Source organism: Burkholderia ubonensis (assembly GCF_001718695.1).
Taxonomy (GTDB): domain Bacteria; phylum Pseudomonadota; class Gammaproteobacteria; order Burkholderiales; family Burkholderiaceae; genus Burkholderia; species Burkholderia ubonensis_B.
Map to the genome: position 1 here is coordinate 1,150,745 of NZ_CP013421.1, position 18,903 is coordinate 1,169,647.

Here is an 18,903-nt window from a genome sequence, read left to right on the forward strand (position 1 = left end):
GATGAAGCGTCCGCCGTTTTCCACCCAACTCGTCATGCTCTGGGCGCTCGTCGCTGCGCTCTGCGCGACGCTTGTCGCGGTCGTCTGGGTGATGGCGAGTTCCGCCGAGAGTCAGCAGATCGCCGGCGCCAGGGCCGCGGGCGAGGCGGCCTGCGAAGCGGTCGCGTCGCGTTACGACGCTTCCGTATCGTCGGCCGGCGCCGGGCATGATCCGGCACTGATGCATGCGATTCTCGATATCGTTCTGGCCCGCGAGCCGGACGTCGAAGGCGGATTCTGGACGGCCGGCGGCGCACCGGCCGCGGGCAGTTTTCTCGCATACTCCTTTCCCACTTATCAGGGAAGCGGCATCAAGCGCGACGTTCCGGACGCGGAAACGCCGCTGATCCTCCGGACGCTGCGGGCCGCCGCCGCGACGCGCGCCACGACGTCGAACGTCGTCGAGGGCGCGCAGGACGCCGTGATTGCGGTGGCGTGTCCGGTACGCGCCGGATCGGGCCTGTTCGCGTGGATGCTGACACGCGCGCGCCCGCCGCTCGGCCGGCACGGGGAACTGCTGGCCACGGGCCTGGCCGCCGTGCTCGCGGTGATTCTCGCGATCGCGGCCGTGTTGGCCGTTGCGCTGCGGCGATGGAAGCGCAATCTCGCCCGGATCGAGGCCGGGTTGGCGCCCGACGGTCGCGAACCGCACCTGCGGTACGTCGGCGAGCCCGATCTCGATCGGATCATCGACGCGTTCAACGCGCGTGCACGGCGCGCCGAACAACTGCAACAGCAGACCGTCGAACTCCGCACGCGGCTGGCGCAGGCCGAGCGCTTCGGCATGCTGGGCAAACTGGCCGCGCAACTGGCGCACGAGATTCGCAATCCGATGGGGGCGATGCGGCTGAAGGCCGAAAATGCGCTGGCCGGCGACAGCCGACGGCAGCAGGATGCGCTGCGCGTGATTCTGGCGCAGATCGAGCGCATCGACGCGCAATTGTCGGGCCTGCTTGCGCTGACGCAGCCGGTCCGCCCGCATGCGGCGCGTGTGGATGTCGATCAATGGCTCACGCAGGTCGTCGAATCGCACCGGGAGCTTGCGCAGCGGCAAACGATCGACCTCGCGCTGTCGCGCGACGGCAATCGCGAGCGACTCGCGCAGCCGGCGGATCTTCCCGCATTCGATCCCGACCAGATGCGGCGGGCGCTCGACAATCTTTTGCTCAACGCGCTGCGTCATGCGGGCGACGGCGGTGCGGTCACGCTCGCCGCCGCGCGCCGCGCTTTCGCCGGACGCGACTGGCTGAGGATCACCGTATCGGACAGCGGCCCGGGGGTCCCCGCCGCGCAGCGCGAGCGGATTTTCGAACCGTTCGTGACCGGTCGTGCGGACGGAGCGGGCCTCGGTCTCGCGGTCGTCCGTGAAGTAGCGGCTGCGCATGGCGGGCAGGCGTGGCTCGACGACGCACCGCGGGGCGCATCATTCGTCATTGAAATCCCATGGCAACCATCCTCATAGTCGACGACGACGACGCATTTCGCGACGGCCTTGCCGAGACGCTTGCCGATCTCGGTCATCGGGTCGTCGAGGCCGCGTCCGGGCGGGCCGCGCTGAGCGCGCTGCGCGACGGCGGCCGCGTCGAATGCATCTTCCTCGATTTCCGCTTGCCGGATCTGGACGGGCTCGCGGTGCTTGCGCAATTGCGCGACGATCCCGCGCTGGCCGCGATTCCGGTCGTGATGCTCACTGCCCATGCGACGAGCGACAACACGATCGACGCGATGCGGCTCGGCGCATTCGATCACCTGACGAAGCCGATCGGGCGGCGCGATATCGCGCAGTTGCTCGAGCGCATCGTCTCTGCGAACCAGCCGCCAGCGGATGCCGAGCCGCACGGTGGCGGGTTCGCGCGCGAGGCCGCCTCGAACCGCCCGCGGCTGCTGGGCGTGAGTGCCGCGATGCGCGACGTGCAAAAGCAGGTCGGCCGCGCGGCGATGAGCGACGCGACCGTGCTCGTCACCGGCGAGACGGGCACGGGCAAGGAGGTGGCGGCCCGCGTGCTGCACGCCGCGTCGACGCGGCATGCGCAGCCGTTCGTCGCGGTCAACTGCGCGGCCATTCCGGCCGATCTGCTCGAAAGCGAATTGTTCGGGCATCGCCGCGGGGCGTTTACCGGCGCCCACGTCGATCGTGCCGGGCGGCTCGTCGAGGCCGACGGCGGCACGCTGTTTCTCGACGAGATCGGCGACATGCCGGCCGCCATGCAGGCCAAGCTGCTGCGCGCGCTGCAGGAGCGCCAGGTGACGCCGCTCGGTGCGGATCGTCCGACGGCCATCGACATTCGCGTGGTGGCCGCGACGCACCGCGATCTCGCCGCGGCGGTTGCGAACGGGACGTTTCGCGAAGACCTGTTCTATCGCCTGAACGTCATCCCGCTGCACCTGCCGCCGCTCGCGGAGCGCGTGGCCGACATCCTGCCGCTCGCTGCACACTTTCTTGCGTGCGCGGCAGGCACGCGCGCGTTGCACCTGACGAACGACGCGCAGCGGGCCTTGCTCGATCATCGCTGGCCGGGCAACGTCCGGGAACTGCGCAACGTGATGGAGCGCGCGGCCGCGCTGGCGCCCGGGCCGGCCATCGCCGCGGCCGATCTCGGGCTCGTCGCCGTGCCGGCGCTCCAGTCCGGCGCCGACGCGCTGCCGGCATCCCTGTTCGACATGCCGTTGCCCGATGCGCTGGCGGCTGTCGAGCGCGCCGCGGTCCTGCGCGCGCTCGAGCGCGCGAACGGCAATCGCGCGGAGGCGGCGCGGCAGCTCGGCATCGGCCGCCAGTCGCTGTATGCGCGCATGGCGAATCTGGGTATCGAGCGCGACGACTGAACGGCGCAGCCGGTGTCGGGTTTCCCGACACCGGCCGGCTGCTGCTGTCCGTCTTTCCGACACCTGGGGCGTGACCGCGGCGATCGCCGCACGGCCGCGCGGGCCTGTGCGCACTGGCACGGCGTTTGCAAAGAGAGGCGGACCGCAACCCGTCGTCGCGGTCCGTCACGCCGCCGTCGCCGCGCGTTCGACGCTGCGCGCCGCCCGGCCGCCGCAGCGTACGCCGCGGCCCTGGGTGCGACGCCTGCGGCGACACCCCGATGAGGACCCCACGATGCACTGGATCGATCCCGCTTGCCTGCCCGAAACGCACGGCCGCGTCACCCGGTTCCTGCTCGATCCGCACGGAGAAATCGACGGCCTGATCCTGAACGGCGACCTGCAGGTTCACGTGCCGCCGCATCTGGGGCGCGAGCTGGTCCGGCATGTCGCGGCCGGTGATCGCATCCGCGTGCGCGGCGTCAAGGCGCGCGGCGCCGACATGGTGTCGGCCGTGCAGCTGACCGCTCGCGACGGCGCCGAGCTGGTCGATACCGGGCCCGGCCCCGAACCGCACGCGCGGCCGCATCCCGCACGCGAGCCGATCGACGTGTGCGGCCAGATCGCGTTCGCGCTACATGGCCCGCGCGGCGAGTGCAACGGCGCGTTGCTGACGAGCGGCGTCGCGCTGCGGCTGCCGCCGCATGCGGCAGCCGAACTCGCCGACTACCTGCGTCCCGGCACGCACGTACAGGTGTGGGGCGACGCGGTCGTCACGCCGTACGGCACGACGCTCGAGGTGAGCGAGATCGGCGAGCTCGTCGATGCGCCGGCCGACTGAACGCGCGGCGACCATGCGGCCGGCGCGCGCGCTCGAGGCGCTCAACTTCTTCATCGCCGACGTGCAGGCCGGGATCGGCCCGTTCGCCGGCGTGATCCTGCTGTCGCGCGGGTGGAGTGCCGACGCGATCGGCTCCGTGATGACGCTCGCCGGGCTCGCGGCGATGGCCGCGACGCCGGCCGCCGGCGCGCTCGTCGACGCGCTGCGCGCGAAGCGGCTGCTGATCGTCTGTGCGACGGCCGCGACCGCGCTCGCGTCGATGACGCTGCGTTTCGCCGACGGCTACGCGGCCGTCGCCGCATCGCAGGTCGTGGCCGCCGTGTGCGGCGCGGCGTTCGCGCCGGCCATCGCCGGCATGACGCTCGGCATCGCGCGCAGACAGGGCTTCGACCGCCAGTTCGGCCGCAACCAGATGGCGAATCACGCCGGCAACGTGGTCGGCGCCGCACTCGCCGGCTGGCTCGGCTGGCACGCGGGATTCGACGCCGTGTTCGCGCTCGTCGCCGCGTTCGCGGTGCTCGCGATCGTGAGCGCGTGCGCGATTCCGGCGCGGGCGATCGACCATGCGTGCGCGCGCGGCCTCGCGATGCCGGACGACGCAGCCGGCCGCGCGCGCGGCGAACCGGCGTCGGACCGTGGCCGCTCGGGCGGCGGCGCGGCGCCGCCTGCGCGCGCGTGGCGCTCGGTGGCCGCGAACCGGCCGCTGGTGCTGCTCGGCGCGTCGCTCGCGCTGTTCCATCTCGGCAACGCGGCGATGCTGCCGCTGTACGGGATGGGCGTCGTCGCCGCGCACCGCAGCGATCCGAGTGTGTTTACCGCGCAGACCATCGTGATCGCGCAATGCGTGATGATCGCGGCGGCGTGGTGCGCGCCGCGGCTGATTCGTGCGCACGGATACTGGTGCGTGCTGCTGCTGTCGTATCTGGCGCTGCCGCTGCGCGGCGTGCTCGCGGCCGCGCTGATGAGCGAGGCCGGCGTGTGGCCGGTGCAGATCCTCGACGGGATCGGCGCCGGCCTGCAAAGCGTCGTCGTGCCGGCGCTCGTCGTGCGCCTGCTCGACGGCACGGGCCACGTGAACGCCGGGCAGGGCGCGGTCGCGACCGTGCAGGGCATCGGCGCGGCGCTCAGCCCGGCGCTCGGCGGCGTACTCGCGCAGCATTACGGTTATCCGGTCGCGTTCGTCGTGCTGGGCGCGGTGTCGACCGGTTCGCTCGCGCTGTGGCTCGGCTACGCGCGCTCGCTGCGCGCGGCGTGCGGCAAGCCGCCGGGCGGCGCGGACGGCGGTGAGCCGGCCGACCTGCCGGTCGCATCGCGATGAAGCGCGCGTCGATGCATTGCAGCCGCCCGGTATGCCGATGAATTCCGCTCCGTTCGCGTGGTCGATCGCCGCGCTCGCGACCGCCGGCGTGATCGTGCGGCCGTTCGGCTGGCCCGAGGCGATCTGGGCCGTGGCCGGCGCGGTGCTGCTGGTCGCTCTCGGCCTGTTGCCCGCCGACGCGGCGCTCGCGGCCGTGGCGAAAGGCGGTGACGTGTACCTGTTCCTGACCGGGATGATGCTTCTGTCCGAAGTCGCGCGGCGCGAGGGGTTGTTCGACTGGGTCGCGGCCCACGTCGTGAACGGCGCGCGCGGTTCGCCGCGGCGGCTGTTCTCGCTCGTCTATCTGGTCGGGACCGTCACGACCGTGTTCCTGTCGAACGACGCGACCGCCGTCGTGCTGACGCCGGCCGTGTTCGCGGCCGCGCGCCGCGCGAAGACGGACCCGCTGCCGCTGCTGTACGTCTGCGCGTTCGTCGCGAACGCGGCGAGCTTCGTGCTGCCGATCTCGAACCCCGCGAATCTCGTGCTGTACGGTGCGCACATGCCCGCGCTCGGCACCTGGCTCGCACGCTTCGCGCTGCCGTCCGTCGCGTCGATCGCGTGTACCTACGCGATGCTGCGCGCGACGCAGCGTCACGCGTTGCGCGGCCATTGCGCGTGCGATCTGCCGGTGCCCTCGTTGAGCGCGGGCGCGCGCATCGCGCTGGCCGGCATCGCGGCGACGGCCGCCGCGCTGATGATCGTGTCGCTGCTCGATCGGCCGCTCGGGTTGCCGACCGCGCTGGCCGGCGCGCTGACCGCGGCCTGTGTGCTGGCGCGCGATCGCGCGGCCTGCGGGCCGACGCTGCGCGCGATCTCGTGGAGCGTGCTGCCGCTCGTGGCCGGACTGTTCGTGCTGGTCGAGGCGCTCGAGCGGACCGGCGCGGTGGATGCGCTGGCGGCGCTGCTGCGCGCGCTGACGGCTGGCGGTACGGCGCATGCGGCGGCTGCGTCGGGCGTCGCCATCGCGCTGGCGTCGAACCTCGTCAACAATCTGCCTGCCGGGCTCATCGCGGGCGCGATCGTGGGCGTCGCGCACAGCCCGCAGCCGGTGGTCGATGCGCTGCTGATCGGCGTCGATCTCGGGCCGAACCTGTCCGTCACCGGCTCGCTCGCGACGATCCTGTGGCTCGCGGCGATCCGGCGCGACGGGCTGCAAGTGAGCGCGGGGAAGTTTCTGGCGATCGGCGCGTGTGTGATGCTGCCGGCGCTCGTGGCGGCGCTGGCGGTGCGGCTTGTGTAGAGGTGGGGGGCTTGTGGGGCGGAAGGCGGGCGCGGGCGACGGACACCCGCGCCACGTCATGCGCTACGCGGCGTCGGCCTTGATGAAGTCGACGAAGGCGCGCAGCGGCGCGGGCACGAAGCGCCGGCCCGGATAGTACAGATACGGGCCGGAGAACGGCCGCCACCACGCGTCGAGCACCGGCTCGAGCGCGCCGCTCGCGAGCTGCGGCGCGAGCCAGTCTTCGTACAGGTGGACGATGCCGACGCCCGCGCATGCGGCGTCGACGACGAGATCGACGGCGCCGCCGATCTGCACGACGAGCGGCCCCGACGGCTCGACGCGCACCACTTCGCCGTCGCGCTCGAACTCCCAAGCCGGCATCGCGCCGCTCGCGAAGCGGCCGCGCAGGCACGCGTGGTCGAGCAGCTCGCGCGGATGGGCCGGCCGGCCGCGCCGCGCGAGATAGGCGGGCGCCGCGGCGGTCGCGAAGCGCTGGGAGCGCGGACCGATCGGCACGGCGATCATGTCCTGTTCGAGGCGGTCGTCATAGCGTATGCCGGCGTCGCAGCCGGCTGCCAGGATATCGACAAAGCTCTCGTCCGCGACGATGTCGAGCCGGATCTCCGGATACGCGTCGAGAAAGCGCGGGATGATCGACGGCAGCACGAGCCGCGCCGCGCTGGTCGGCACATTGAGCTTGAGCGTGCCGACCGGCCGCTCGCGGAACGTGTTCACCACGTCGAGCGCGGCCTGCACCTCGCTCAGCGCGGGCGTGAGCCGCGCCAGCAGACGCTCGCCGGCTTCGGTCGGCGACACGCTGCGCGTCGTCCGGTGCAGCAGCCGGACCCCCAATTGCGCCTCCAGCCGGCGCACCGCCTCGCTGAGCCCCGACGCGCTCGCATCGGCCAGCCGCGCGGCCTCACGGAAGCCCTTCGCGCGCGCCACCGCCACGAACGCGTTCAGATCGCCCAGATCGACTTGCATTGTTCGTCCTTTCGTACAGGTCGTGCAGATTATGACGGGTTATCGCGCAGTGTGAGGCGGCGTAACCTGCGTTCTGTCATTCGAAAACAGGAGCACGATCATGTCCCCCATCGTTCAATCGGGCACGTTCGCCATCGCCGGCCGGCGCGTTCACCGTCTCGGCTACGGCGCGATGCAGCTGGCCGGGCCCGGCGTGTTCGGGCCGCCGAAGGATCGCGACGCCGCGCTTGCCGTGCTGCGCGAAGCCGTGGCAGCGGGCGTCGACCACATCGACACCAGCGACTTCTACGGCCCGCATGTGACGAACCAGCTGATTCGCGACGCGCTGCACCCGTATCGCGACGATCTGCTGATCGTGACCAAGGTCGGCGCAACGCGCGGCGACGACGGCTCGTGGCTGCCGGCCTTCGCCGCCGACGCGCTCGCCGCGGCCGTGCACGACAACCTGCGCAACCTGGGCCTCGACGTGCTCGACGTCGTCAACCTGCGCATCATGTTCGACGTGCACGGGCCGGCCGAAGGCTCGATCGAGGCGCCGCTGAGCGCGCTCGCCGAACTGCAGCGGCAGGGCCTCGTGCGGCACATCGGGCTGAGCAACGTGACGGCAGCGCAGATCGCCGAAGGGCGGCGGATCTGCGACATCGCGTGCGTGCAGAACCACTACAACCTCGCGCATCGCGACGACGATGGCCTGATCGACGCGCTCGCACGCGACGGTATCGCGTACGTCCCGTACTTTCCGCTCGGCGGCTTCAACCCGTTGCAGTCGTCGACGCTCGACGCGGTCGCCGCGCGGCTCGGCGCGACGCCGATGCAGACCGCGCTCGCGTGGCTGCTGCGCCGCGCGCCGAACATCCTGCTGATTCCGGGCACGTCGTCGCTCGCTCATCTGCGCGAGAATCTGGCCGCCGGCGCGCTGACGCTGCCGGACGATGCGATGCGCGAACTCGACGGCATCGCGGCGGTGCGCGGCTGAGGCGGGCGGGGCGGTTGGCGGGGCTTGCTGCGGGAGGTGCTGCGCGAGGTACTGCGTGCGGCAGCGTGCGCCCGAAGCGCCGGCCGCCCGAGCCGCGACCAGCTCGCGGTGCCGCGTGCGCGTACCCGCGTGCTGGATACATATGATGTCCGCGGTAACGGGACGCGCGTTCGCTGCGGGCGCGCGCTATCGAACCGCCTGCACCGCCCGTCGCGCGCTGGCTTGCGCTGCCCGCGACGCGCGCGAATTCAGCGCGGCTGCGGCTGACCGAGCTGCTCGTCCAGGGTGCGCGTCAACGGCGACTGCACGTCGCCGGTGTGCTTCGTCTGCACGGGCTCGATCAGCACGATCCAGCATTCTTCTTCGGCGATCGGGTTGTGCAGCGTGCCGCGCGGCACCACGTGCATCGAGCCGGCGGGCAGATCGACGACGCGGCCGCCTTCATACTCGATCTTCAGGTGCCCGCGCACGACGAAGAACAGCTCGTCTTCGCCGACATGGTCGTGCCACACGAGCCGGCCGCGCACCTTCGCGACTTTGACGTACTGATCGTTGACCTGCGCGACCACCTTGGGCGACCAGTATTCGGATACGTCGTCGAATGCGGCTTCGAGATCGAACGATTCGGCGAACGGAACGGCGGGGAGGGTCATCTCGTCTCCAGAGGCGAAGGGTGTTGCTCGGAATGGGAAGTGCTGCGTCATCGCGCGCGAACGCGGCGAAAGGTCCGATTATAGGGAGGCCGTCACGCGGCTGCTTGGGTCGCGAATGCGGCGATGTGGGGGGGGCGATGCGTGGGGCGTTTTGCCGTGATGGCGGCGATCGCGCCCATCGCGGTGGTGGATCGGTCGCGGCGATCGCCGCGAACCGGCTGCCGATGACGACCGGCTCGACAGCGTTCAGCCGCATCAGACCACCCGCACCGCGTCGCAGCACGGCGCATCGCCTTACCGCGCATCGCATGCCAGCGCGTCCCGGCGTATCGCCGCATCGGCGCAGGCGCTAGCGCGCCAGCACCGCCCCCAACGCTCCCCACTCACCCAGCCAGCGCCGCCGCGATCGCGTCGGGCGGCGAGCGGCCGCGCGGCCGGCTGCGCATCAGCGCGCCGATGCTGTTCTCGCAGCTGGCGATGGGCAAGCTCGTCGCGACGTTCGCGTTGAAGTATCCGGATGTGCGACTGGAAGTGACGACCGACGACCGGCCGGTCGACATGATCGAAGAAGGCTACGACCTCGTGATCCGCGTGAATCCCGACCCGGACGCAACGCTGATCGGGCGCGTGTTCCTGCGCGACCGGCTGGCGGTCGTCGCGACGCCGGCGCTCGCGCGGCCCGGCGACGGCGCGGCCGCGCCGGCCGTCGTGCGCACCGCCGACGACCTGCGCACCGCGTGGGACGTGATCGGGCCGACCGGGCCCGCCCGTATCGCATTCGAACCGGTGGCGCGGCTGTCGTCGCTGGTGATGGTGCGCGATACGGTGCGCCTCGGGCTCGGCGCGGCGTGCTTGCCGGTGTCGCTCGTGAGCGGCGACCTCGCGGCCGGCACGCTCGTCAGCTGGGGCGACGTGCCGGGGCCGGACATCGCGCTATGGGCGCTGTACCCGTCGCGGCGGCTGTTGGGAGCGCGCGTGTCCGCGTTTCTCGCGCATCTGTCCGATGCGTTTCCGTCCGCGAGCCCAGACGCGCTCGCCGCCTATCTCGACGCCGCGTGACGCGCGCGCCTAGGTGCGATCGCGGCTGCGCGCGCGGGTGGCGCCCGTGATCACCGCGATGCCGAACAGGATCACGGCGACGATCTCGACGACATGCTGCGACACGTGCAGCGCGATCAAGCCCCACGCGACGCCGCCGATGAAAATGATCCATCCGACCAGATAGATGAGCAGGGTCATCGTTCTTCTCCTTGCGGTTGCGGTTCAGCCTGCGGCGCGCTGTCCGCTGCGACGGTCGCGTCGTGCGCCCGCACGCCGAGGCGCGCCATCAGGCGCCGCGCATCGAACGGCGCGCGCGTCTTCGTATCGTTGTCGAAGTAGCAGTAGACGCCGCGCGCATGCGCGCGCGGCGGCGCGAGGTCCGGTGCGGCGAGGCGCGCGTCGGCGGGCTGCGCGCCGCGGCTCCACGTTTCGATGCGCTGCGCCCAGCGGGCGAGCGACGCATCCGAGTACTCGCCCGAATATTTGGTCTCGGTGCCGTGCAGCCGCATGTAGACGAAGTCGGCGCTCAGGTCCTCGAACTGCGGCCACGGTTCCGTCGAATCCGACACGACCAGCGCGACCGCGTGCCGGCGCAGCAGCTTCACGAACGCCGGGTCGACGAAGCTCGCGTGACGCACTTCGATCGCGTGTCGTAATGCGCGCTTGCGGTCGATCTGGAGATAGGGCGTCCTGACCCGCCCGTCGTGCCGTTGCGCGAGCGCCAGCGCCGCTCCGGTATCGTGCGGCAGCAGGCCGAGGAAGTGTTCCATGTGGTCGGGGTCGAATCGCAGCGACGGCGGAAATTGCCAGAGGAACGGGCCGAGCTTGTCGTTGAGCGCAAGCAGCCCCTGCGCGAAAAAGTTCGCGCACGCGACCGTCGCGGTTTCGTCGCGAAACCGCAGCATGTGGGTCAGATAGCGTGCGCCTTTCACCGCGAACGTAAAACCGGGCGGCGTTTCGTCGTACCAGCGCCGCCAGCTGGCGAGCGATTGCAGGCTGTAATGCGTGCCGTTGATCTCGATCGTCTGCAGCCGGCTCGCTGCGTAGCGCAACTCGTCGGCCTGCTTCAGCCCTTGCGGGTAGAAGGTGCCGCGCCAGCCGGCGTAGCGCCAGCCGGAAATGCCGATATGGATGCGCGCTGATGGGCTCGTCACGTCGATACCTCGGAGATGCCGTGGATCGTGTCGCGACGAGCAAGGCGCGTGCCGGCCGGTATGAAATGGGGACCCGCACACAGCGTGCTCGCGACGGCCGCGCGGCACGCTGAGGCTGGACCGCCGATCAGGACGCCGACAACATCACCGACACGCCCGTAGCCGTATAAACTGGCGTCGCCTTGAAGCCGTCGACCGTCACCGTCGCGAACTTCGCGGCGAGCGCCGCGCCGTCGATCAGCGCGATCGTGTCGCCGGCCTTCGGCGCATAGCCGTTCACGAACTTCACGTGAAGCGTGCCGCCGGCGACGGTGAGCGGGCCGCCGACGCGCAGGCGGCCGCCGCCTTTGCCGTCGATGTCGAGTTCGAGCGTCGTGTTCGCGAGCTGCGTGTAACGCGTCGCGATCGTGACCGGCGCGGCCGCCGCGATCCGGACGCCGCCGCCCGCGCCGACGTACACGTCGCCGTTGCCGAACGCGCTCGCGGACGCCGCGGCGAGCGTGCCGCCGTTCACCTGCGTGCCGCCCGTGTAGCTGTTGTTGCCGGCGAGCGTCAGCGTGCCGGTGCCTTGCAGCGTCAGCTTGCCGGCGCCGCCGATGTCGTTGCGCCACTGGTCGGCCGCGTAGAAGCCGCCGCGCGACGCGTCCATCGACACGACCACGTTGCCGTTGAACGTGCCGTAGCCGTCGGCCGCGGTGAACAGGTTCAGGCGGCCCCAGCCTTCCGCATCGTCCATCACCGGGTAGCCCGACGGCAGCTCGGTGGTCTTCAGCACGACCCGCCGCTGGTCCGCGCTCAGGTACGGGAAGCGCGTCTGCAGCAGCACCTCGGCGCCCTTGGGCACGACGGGCGGCGCGTCGGTCGATTCGATCGCGCCGAAGCCGAACGTCAGGCGGCGCAGGAACGCGGCCCGGTTCGCGGTGTAATCGGCGAACCGGTCGGTCGCCGTGGTGCCCGAATGCGCGAACGCGGCGAACGTCGCGTCGGTCGTTCCCGTGAGCTGCTGCAGCGCCTGGTGCGCCTGGCCGTACGCGGCCTGCGCGTCGCTCGCGTAGGCGGTCAGGTTCGCCGCGCTGATGGCCAGCGCGAGCATGCGGCCGCCGATCACGTCGAGCGGCGAATGCATGCCGGCGAGGATCCGGTTCTCGCCGAGTTCGAGGCCGCGGCTCACCATCTCCTGGAAGCGCTCCGGCACGAGCCACGCCATCGTCGTCGCGTCGCGCATCGCTTCGGCCTCGTGGCCGCTGATGAAGCCGCCGTCGGTGGCGGGCGTCGCGCTTTCGGCGGGCACGAGCGTCGGCGCGACGACGACCGCGGCGCTCCAGCGGTACGGACGCGCATATTTATAGAAGCGCTTCGACGGTTCGGTCGACGCGTTGGTGCCCATTTCGTTGAGCAGATCGACGACCTTGCCGAAGTTCGCGTTGGTGCTGCTGCCGACGCCGGTGTTGTTGCCGGCGTCGTTGTACAGCACCGTGGTCGCATCGGCCGGCACGCTGGTGATGCTGGTCGTCTGCTGCGCGGCCGTGCGCCACGCGTCGGTGAGCGGGCCCATCCCGTCGGTCACGCTGTAGCCTTTGCCGCGCCGGTCGTCGAAGTAGGCCGCATCGGCCTGCTGCTGCGTGCGTGCGGTCGTTGCGTCGACCACGTATTGAACGTTGGCGGCGAGCACCGTGCCGTTCAGAATCGTGCCGCACGGCGTGCCGCTGCTGGGCAGGCCCGAGCACGTCGACGCCACCACGGCCGGAAACGCGCCGTTGGCCGGCGCGTTCACGCCCGCGTCGACGATCATCGTCGACGGCTGCCACAGATCGAGGAAGCGGCTCACGACCCGCACCGCGGCGTTGGTCGACAACGTCGCATAGCGCGCGTCGCCGCGCTGGTTGGTCGCGATGTTGTCGACGAACGCCGGCACGCTCGGCACCGGTGCGCTGTCGACGAAGCCGGGGTCGGCGGGCGGCGCCGGCATCGCGGCGCTGGTCGCCGGGGTCGATGCGACGTCGTCGCCGCCGCCGCAGGCGGCCAGTGCGAGCGCGCTCGCGAGTGCTGCGACGTGCAGCGGAAAACGGCGGGGTGACACGATCATGCGGACTCCATCCTGAAGGTCGAAGATGGCGGATTGTCGAGCGCGATCGTGACGCGGCCGTTAAGGAATTGTGGCGCGTCGCGGTCGACGCGGCCGAATGCTCACTATTTGGTGAATTCGTGCTGCAAAACGTTTGCGGCCAGTATGAACCGGCCGCGTGCGGCTACGCGTGGGCTGCGCTCTCATCGAGTCGAAACAGCGCGACTGCGTTGGCCAGCTGGCTGCCCTGTTCTTCGAGCGATCGGGATGCGGCGGCCGCTTCCTCGACGAGCGCGGCGTTTTGCTGCGTGACTTCATCCATCTGTGTGATCGCCAGCGTGACCTGCTCGATGCCGCGGCTTTGCTCGCTCGACGCCGCCGCGATCTCGCCCATGATGTCCGTCACCCGCGCGACGGCCTGCGTCACCTGGCTCATCGTGTCGCCCGCGTGGTTCGCGAGGCGCGATCCGTCTTCGATCTTCTCCACCGAATGCGAGATCAGCTCGCGAATTTCCTTCGCGGCGCTCGACGCGCGCTGCGCGAGGCTGCTGACCTCGCCCGCGACGACCGCGAAGCCGCGGCCCTGCTCGCCGGCGCGCGCGGCCTCGACAGCGGCGTTCAGCGCGAGGATGTTGGTCTGGAATGCGATGCTTTCGATCAGCCCCGTGATGTCGGCGATCTTCGACGAGCTCGCGCTGATTTCGGTCATCGTCTCGACCATCGATCCGACCGCGACGTTGCCGCGCTGTGCGACTTGCGACGCGTTGTCGGCCAGCGCTCTGGCCTGCTGGGCGTTGTCGGCGTTCAGCCGCACGGTCGACGTCAATTGCTCCATGCTCGACGCGGTTTCCTGCAGCGATGCGGCCTGCTGTTCGGTGCGCGACGACAGGTCCATGTTGCCGGCCGCGATCTCGCTCGCTCCCGCCGCGACGTTGCTCGACGCGGCGCGGACCTGCGCGATCAGCCGCACGAGGTTCGCCTGCATTTCGTGCATCGACGCCAGCACGCTGCCGCGCGGTGCAGCGGCGCTCGCGGCGTTGCCGGCGAGGTCGCCGGCCGCGATGCGCTGCGCGATGCCGTTGAGCATTGCCGGTTCGGTGCCGAGCGAGCGGATCAGGTCGCGCGCGATGGCCCAGCCGGCCACCATCGCGCCGACCGCCGCGGCGAGGCAGATGGCGGTCTGCAGCAGCCGTTGCGACGTATAGCGGTCGCCCGAATCGGTCACGAGCTGCGCGGCCCGCTCGCGCGAATAGGTCGCAAAAGCGTCGGTCGCGGCGACGAGCCGGACCAGCAGCGGGCGGCACTGTTCGTCGATCATCGTGATCGCCTGATCGCGCCGGTTGTTCACGGCGGCATCGACGATCGCGCGCGCGACGGGCCCGTAGCTGGCCTCGACCGTGTCGATCTGTCTGACGAGTTCGCGCGCCTTGTCGGTCGCGTCGGTGCCCGGGCCGACGGCGAGCCGCAACTGGCGAAGCAGGGTGCCGACGTCGCGGTCCGCCTGCAGCGCCGCCTCCTTTTCGTGTTCGACGTCGGCCGCGGAGCCTGCGAGCACGATGTTGCGCGCGGCGATTGCGCGCCGGTCAACCGCGACGTGCACGCGGTCGGCGAGCGTCGCGCGCGCGTTGATGCCGTTCACGTAGTCCGAGAACCTCCCATGCGCGCGGCTGAGGGAGACGATGCCGAGCACCGACACCAGCAGCACGACGCAGGTCAGAACCCCGAACGCGAGCATCAACTTCGCGCGAATGGTCAACGGCTTGTTACTCATCTTGCACATCCTGTCATGTAATTCGATAGCGTTCCGGATGGCGCGCACGGTACATGAAGGATATGGGGGTGTGAATCGCCCAATCGTTTGCGGGTCGCGTATGCTCAAACGAACGATCGAAGCGGTACGGTCAAGCCGGTTGCGCAAACGATTTCGCGTCCGCGCGGCACACGCAATTGCGGCCCTGGCGCTTGGCGGTGTACAGCGCGAGGTCCGCCTGACGCGACAGCGCCTGCACGGACTTCGGGTGGCCGCGATGCGCGGTCGCGCAGCCGATGCTGACGGTGAACGCGGGCATCGTCGCGTCGAATCCGTCGAGGCAGTTGCGCTCCACCGCGCCGCGAATCGCTTCCGCGACGGTCGCCGCGCCGCTCTCGTCAGTATCGGGCAGCACGGCGACGAACTCCTCGCCGCCGTAACGCGCGGCGATATCGCCGCGCCGGCGCGTGTGGGCACGGATGCATTCGGCCAGGAACCTCAGCGCCGCGTCACCTTGCGCATGCCCGTATCGGTCGTTGTACTGCTTGAAGTGGTCGGCATCGATGAACAGCACCGACAGGCTGGCGTCGTTGCCGCGCTGGAGCCGTTCCCATTCGTCGGCCAGCGCGACATCGAGCGCACGGCGGTTGCTCAGGCCCGTCAGCGGATCGGTGCGGGTGAGATCGGTCAGCAGGGTCTGCTTGCGAAGATTGTCCCGCAACGCGAATGCGAGCAGCCAGACGACGGCGCAGAAGAGCGCGCAGATGATCGATGCCGGCACGCCGACCGACCATGACACGCGTGATGTCGGCCAGCACGTCCTGCTCGGCCGGCGCGACGACCGCGATCAGCGGCGTACCCGGCACCCGCTGGAACGTATACAGCCGCAAGGTCCCGTCGATGCGCGAGCGCGCCGCGTAGAAGCCCGATTCGTGCTGCACCATCCGTTCGAACGCCTTCGAGCGACGCAGGCGCACCATCTGGCCATCGCTCAGCGGTGGGTTGCGCGCGAGTATCGTGCCGTCCGCGCGCAGGATCGCGCTGATGCCGTGGGGCCCGACGTTCAGCCGGGAAAGCAGCTGATCGAAATAGTCGAGGTCGATGGCGACGACCGCGATCCCGTTGAACGCGTGGTCCGGCCGCTCGATGCGCCGGGAGAGCGCGATGGACTTCGTGCCGCCGCGCGAGCGCGCGTGATAGGCCTCGGACACGTAAAGGCCGACATTCGCCGCGTCGCGATGGACCTTGAAGTAGTCGCGATCGCTGAAGTCCCAGTGGTGGGACGGGCCGCAGCAGCCGTCGATCAGCTGGCCGTAGCGGTCCGTCACGCCCATCCCGGTCACGTATTGCGCGGCCGTGCGCTGGAACAGCAGATCATGGCGCAAGCCGGCATTCATGCGGGCCATCGCCGGGTTGCGAATATTGGTCGCGAGCGACGCGAGCGCGCTGTTCGACGTCTCGACGGTCCGCGCGATCTCGCTGACCAGCACCGCGGCGACGTTGCGCGACGTTTCATGCGCGTGCTCGACGACTTCGCTTCTCGCGGCCCAGAGCGTCATCGCGCTGAGGCCCAGCGCAGCGAGCGACATCAGTGTGCCGAGCGCGCCGACGACAAGATGGTGTCGTCCGGCCCAGTCGGCAATTTTCTCGATCGAAAGAGGTGCAGGCATTGGTCGCGCTCGTTCCGGAAGCCGGCCGCGACTGACGCGGCCGGGTCAAATCCGTGTTAACGGCAGGACTGCCCAGAAATCGAGGCCGGCATGCGGGGCGATGATGGCGGCGGCGCAACCGGCTATGGGCCGGCTGCGGGCGTTTATGCGATGCGATCGTGACAATCGCGGCAATCGTCGCGCTGGTTGCGCTTGGCGAATCGGCGCCGCCCAACCGATCAGTCGAGCCCGCCCTGGCACAGGTACTTGATCGACAGGTAATCGTCGAGTCCGTAGCGCGAGCCTTCGCGACCATAGCCCGATTGCTTTACGCCGCCGAACGGTGCGGCCTCGCTCGCGAGCGCGCCTTCGTTGATGCCGACGATGCCTGTTTCGAGCCGCGCCGACACGCGCGCGATGCGCCGCACGTCCTGCGTGTAGAAATACGCGGCGAGCCCGAACGGCGTGTCGTTCGCGGCGCCGACGGCCTCGTCCTCGGTATCGAAGCGAAACAACGCCGCGATCGGGCCGAACGTTTCCTCGCAGTTCAGTTGCATGTCGGCGGTGGCGTCGGCGAGCACCGTCGGTGCGTAAAAGTTCGGGCCGAGTTCGGCCAGACGCTTGCCGCCGGCGAGCACGCGCGCGCCGCGCTCGATCGCGTCGCCGACGTGGCGCGCAATCTTGTCCACCGCACGCGCGTTGATCATCGGGCCGATCTGCGCGGCCGGGTCGATCGCCGGCGCGACCTTCAGCGCGGCGACGCGCGCCGCGAGCTTCGCGGCGAATGCGTCGTAGACGCCGGCCTGCACGTACACGCGGTTCGGCGACACGCAGGTCTGACCGCCGTTGCGGAACTTGGCGGCCATCAGCCCGTCGACCGCGGCATCGAGTTCCGCATCGTCGAACACGATGAATGGCGCATTGCCGCCGAGCTCCAGCGACAGCTTCTTCAGCGTCGCCGCCGACTCGCGTGCGAGCAGCTTGCCGACGGGCGTCGATCCGGTGAACGTGATCTTGCGCACGCGGCCGTCGGCCAGCCAGTCGGCCACGGCGTCGATGCCGCGTTCGCGCGACGCGGCGATCAGGTTCAGCACGCCGGGCGGCACGCCGGCTTCCTGCGCAAGGAAGGCCAACGCGAGCGCGGTCAGCGGCGTGTCCTCTGCCGGCTTCGCGACGACCGTGCAGCCGGCCGCGAGTGCGGGCGCGATCTTGCGCGCGATCATCGCGAGCGGGAAATTCCACGGCGTGATCGCGGCGACGATGCCGATCGGCTCCTTCACCGCACTGAGCCGCTTGCCGCGCTGCTGTTGCGGAATCAGGTCGCCGTACGTGCGCGTCGCCTCCTCGGCGAACCACAGCACGTACGACGCGCCGTAGGCGACTTCGCCGCGCGCTTCGGCGAGCGGCTTGCCCTGTTCGCGCGACATCAGCTTCGCGAGATCGTCGGTGTGCGCGACGATCGCCGCGTGCCACGCACGCAGGATCGCGGCCCGTTCGCGAGCGGGCGTTGCACGCCAGGCGGGCAGCGCGCGCGCCGCCGCGTCGGTCGCGGCGCGTGCGTCGGCGGCGCCGCTGTCGGGTGCGCGGGCAACGGTCTCGAGCGTCGCCGGATCGGCGACGTCGAAACGGCGGCCGTCGAGCGCATCGCGCCATGTGCCGTCGATCAGGTTGGCGGTGCGCAGCAGTTCGGTTCGGGACAGCGTAAGCGGCATGACAGGTCCTTGGATGGAGCGATTCGGTGAAGACGGCAGCGGCGCGTGCGACTACTCCACGCGGACAGCACGCTGCCGCGTTCGAAGTTGCCGCACGCCGTTCGTCAGTGCCGTTCGCCGAACAGTGATTCGAGCGGGTAGTGCCGCTTGACGAACGGCGACTTGATGATCACGTAACTGAAGTATTTCTCGATGCCGATGTTCTGCTCGAGCAGCCCTTCGACGATCGTCTGGTAGTGGCTCACGCTGCGCGTGACGAACTTGAGCAGATAGTCGTAGCCGCCGCTCGCGAGATGGCACTCGACGATCTCGTCGACATTGCGGATCGCCGCGACGAACCGGTCGAAGTCCTCGCGCCGGTGGTCGGCCAGCGTGACCTCCGTAAACACGATCTGCACATCGCCGAGCTTCTCGAGCTGAATGTGCGCGCCGTACCCGCCGATGTAGCCGGCTTTCTCGAGCCGCTTCACGCGGATCAGGCACGGGCTGGGCGACAGCCCGACGGCATCGGCCAGTTCGACGTTGGTCATGCGCCCGCGCTTTTGCAACTGGGAAAGAATGCGCAGGTCGATCCGGTCTAGCTTGCTGTCCGTCATGTTCGCGTCAGAAGGCAGGAATGGAATGTCTGGTTACTTTAGAGTCGAACGGTAGCCGC

At 70.2% G+C, this 18,903-nt stretch carries 14 protein-coding genes and 2 pseudogenes; 7 read left to right on the forward strand and 9 right to left on the reverse strand.

Features of this window, described 5'->3' with window-relative positions:
- Position 1: 1 nt before the first annotated feature.
- The 5 genes from WJ35_RS19750 (at position 2) to WJ35_RS19770 (ending at position 6,282) form a co-directional block, all read left to right on the forward strand.
- Complete coding sequence (locus WJ35_RS19750; RefSeq protein ID WP_010092353.1) at positions 2 to 1,501, forward strand: sensor histidine kinase; 1,500 nt, start codon at positions 2 to 4, stop codon at positions 1,499 to 1,501.
- Positions 1,483 to 2,862, forward strand: a complete 1,380-nt coding sequence (locus WJ35_RS19755) for a sigma-54-dependent transcriptional regulator (protein WP_060232518.1) — start codon at positions 1,483 to 1,485, stop codon at positions 2,860 to 2,862. The genes WJ35_RS19750 and WJ35_RS19755 overlap by 19 nt, the downstream gene beginning before the upstream one ends.
- A gap of 274 nt (positions 2,863 to 3,136) precedes the next feature.
- Positions 3,137 to 3,682 carry a hypothetical protein gene (locus WJ35_RS19760; RefSeq protein ID WP_069239759.1) on the forward strand — a complete coding sequence of 182 codons (546 nt, stop codon included), beginning with the start codon at positions 3,137 to 3,139 and terminating at the stop codon, positions 3,680 to 3,682.
- Positions 3,683 to 3,695: 13 nt separating this feature from the next.
- On the forward strand, positions 3,696 to 5,000 hold the full coding sequence (locus WJ35_RS19765; RefSeq protein WP_059734315.1) for an MFS transporter: 1,305 nt from the start codon (positions 3,696 to 3,698) through the stop codon (positions 4,998 to 5,000).
- Between the two features lie 37 nt (positions 5,001 to 5,037).
- Positions 5,038 to 6,282 carry an arsenic transporter gene (locus WJ35_RS19770; RefSeq protein WP_069239822.1) on the forward strand — a complete coding sequence of 415 codons (1,245 nt, stop codon included), beginning with the start codon at positions 5,038 to 5,040 and terminating at the stop codon, positions 6,280 to 6,282.
- A 63-nt stretch (positions 6,283 to 6,345) separates the two neighbouring features.
- Here the strand turns inward: WJ35_RS19770 and WJ35_RS19775 are convergent, their stop codons facing one another.
- Positions 6,346 to 7,248 (reverse strand): LysR family transcriptional regulator, encoded by a 903-nt coding sequence (locus WJ35_RS19775; RefSeq protein WP_014726152.1) that lies wholly within the window; start codon positions 7,246 to 7,248, stop codon positions 6,346 to 6,348.
- A 100-nt stretch (positions 7,249 to 7,348) separates the two neighbouring features.
- On the opposite strand from WJ35_RS19775, the gene WJ35_RS19780 reads away from it, so the two are divergent.
- Entirely contained in the window at positions 7,349 to 8,224 is an 876-nt protein-coding gene (locus WJ35_RS19780) for an aldo/keto reductase family oxidoreductase (RefSeq protein ID WP_069239760.1), read from the forward strand.
- Between the two features lie 248 nt (positions 8,225 to 8,472).
- Here the strand turns inward: WJ35_RS19780 and WJ35_RS19785 are convergent, their stop codons facing one another.
- Entirely contained in the window at positions 8,473 to 8,877 is a 405-nt protein-coding gene (locus WJ35_RS19785) for a cupin domain-containing protein (RefSeq protein WP_011880494.1), read from the reverse strand.
- A gap of 393 nt (positions 8,878 to 9,270) precedes the next feature.
- Between WJ35_RS19785 and WJ35_RS19790 the strand changes: the two are divergent.
- Positions 9,271 to 9,936, forward strand: a pseudogene (locus tag WJ35_RS19790) (substrate binding domain-containing protein); the annotation flags it as partial.
- Positions 9,937 to 9,945: 9 nt separating this feature from the next.
- Here the strand turns inward: WJ35_RS19790 and WJ35_RS31845 are convergent.
- The 7 genes and pseudogenes from WJ35_RS31845 to WJ35_RS19820 form a co-directional block, all read right to left on the reverse strand.
- On the reverse strand, positions 9,946 to 10,116 hold the full coding sequence (locus WJ35_RS31845; RefSeq protein ID WP_014726148.1) for a hypothetical protein: 171 nt from the start codon (positions 10,114 to 10,116) through the stop codon (positions 9,946 to 9,948).
- On the reverse strand, positions 10,113 to 11,072 hold the full coding sequence (locus tag WJ35_RS19795; protein WP_069239761.1) for a DUF72 domain-containing protein: 960 nt from the start codon (positions 11,070 to 11,072) through the stop codon (positions 10,113 to 10,115). Before WJ35_RS19795 ends, WJ35_RS31845 begins: the two co-directional genes overlap by 4 nt.
- A gap of 127 nt (positions 11,073 to 11,199) precedes the next feature.
- Positions 11,200 to 13,158, reverse strand: coding sequence for a phosphatase PAP2 family protein (locus tag WJ35_RS19800; protein ID WP_059621943.1), 1,959 nt, complete (start codon positions 13,156 to 13,158; stop codon positions 11,200 to 11,202).
- Positions 13,159 to 13,321: 163 nt separating this feature from the next.
- Positions 13,322 to 14,908 (reverse strand): methyl-accepting chemotaxis protein, encoded by a 1,587-nt coding sequence (locus WJ35_RS19805; RefSeq protein ID WP_069239823.1) that lies wholly within the window; start codon positions 14,906 to 14,908, stop codon positions 13,322 to 13,324.
- A gap of 130 nt (positions 14,909 to 15,038) precedes the next feature.
- A pseudogene (locus tag WJ35_RS19810) lies at positions 15,039 to 16,557 on the reverse strand (diguanylate cyclase).
- A gap of 218 nt (positions 16,558 to 16,775) precedes the next feature.
- Entirely contained in the window at positions 16,776 to 18,248 is a 1,473-nt protein-coding gene (locus WJ35_RS19815) for an NAD-dependent succinate-semialdehyde dehydrogenase (protein WP_060237925.1), read from the reverse strand.
- A 104-nt stretch (positions 18,249 to 18,352) separates the two neighbouring features.
- Positions 18,353 to 18,844 (reverse strand): Lrp/AsnC family transcriptional regulator, encoded by a 492-nt coding sequence (locus WJ35_RS19820; RefSeq protein ID WP_059925488.1) that lies wholly within the window; start codon positions 18,842 to 18,844, stop codon positions 18,353 to 18,355.
- Positions 18,845 to 18,903: the final 59 nt, after the last annotated feature.

What these genes read in the sequence shown, in the direction of transcription:
- WJ35_RS19750 (WP_010092353.1), top strand. Translation starts at nt 2, where the DNA reads ATGAAGCGTCCGCCGTTTTCCACCCAACTCGTCATGCTCTGGGCGCTC.
- WJ35_RS19755 (WP_060232518.1), top strand. Translation starts at nt 1,483, where the DNA reads ATGGCAACCATCCTCATAGTCGACGACGACGACGCATTTCGCGACGGC.
- WJ35_RS19760 (WP_069239759.1), top strand. Translation starts at nt 3,137, where the DNA reads ATGCACTGGATCGATCCCGCTTGCCTGCCCGAAACGCACGGCCGCGTC.
- WJ35_RS19765 (WP_059734315.1), top strand. Translation starts at nt 3,696, where the DNA reads ATGCGGCCGGCGCGCGCGCTCGAGGCGCTCAACTTCTTCATCGCCGAC.
- WJ35_RS19770 (WP_069239822.1), top strand. Translation starts at nt 5,038, where the DNA reads ATGAATTCCGCTCCGTTCGCGTGGTCGATCGCCGCGCTCGCGACCGCC.
- WJ35_RS19775 (WP_014726152.1), bottom strand. Translation starts at nt 7,248, where the DNA reads ATGCAAGTCGATCTGGGCGATCTGAACGCGTTCGTGGCGGTGGCGCGC.
- WJ35_RS19780 (WP_069239760.1), top strand. Translation starts at nt 7,349, where the DNA reads ATGTCCCCCATCGTTCAATCGGGCACGTTCGCCATCGCCGGCCGGCGC.
- WJ35_RS19785 (WP_011880494.1), bottom strand. Translation starts at nt 8,877, where the DNA reads ATGACCCTCCCCGCCGTTCCGTTCGCCGAATCGTTCGATCTCGAAGCC.
- WJ35_RS31845 (WP_014726148.1), bottom strand. Translation starts at nt 10,116, where the DNA reads ATGACCCTGCTCATCTATCTGGTCGGATGGATCATTTTCATCGGCGGC.
- WJ35_RS19800 (WP_059621943.1), bottom strand. Translation starts at nt 13,158, where the DNA reads ATGATCGTGTCACCCCGCCGTTTTCCGCTGCACGTCGCAGCACTCGCG.
- WJ35_RS19805 (WP_069239823.1), bottom strand. Translation starts at nt 14,908, where the DNA reads ATGAGTAACAAGCCGTTGACCATTCGCGCGAAGTTGATGCTCGCGTTC.
- WJ35_RS19815 (WP_060237925.1), bottom strand. Translation starts at nt 18,248, where the DNA reads ATGCCGCTTACGCTGTCCCGAACCGAACTGCTGCGCACCGCCAACCTG.
- WJ35_RS19820 (WP_059925488.1), bottom strand. Translation starts at nt 18,844, where the DNA reads ATGACGGACAGCAAGCTAGACCGGATCGACCTGCGCATTCTTTCCCAG.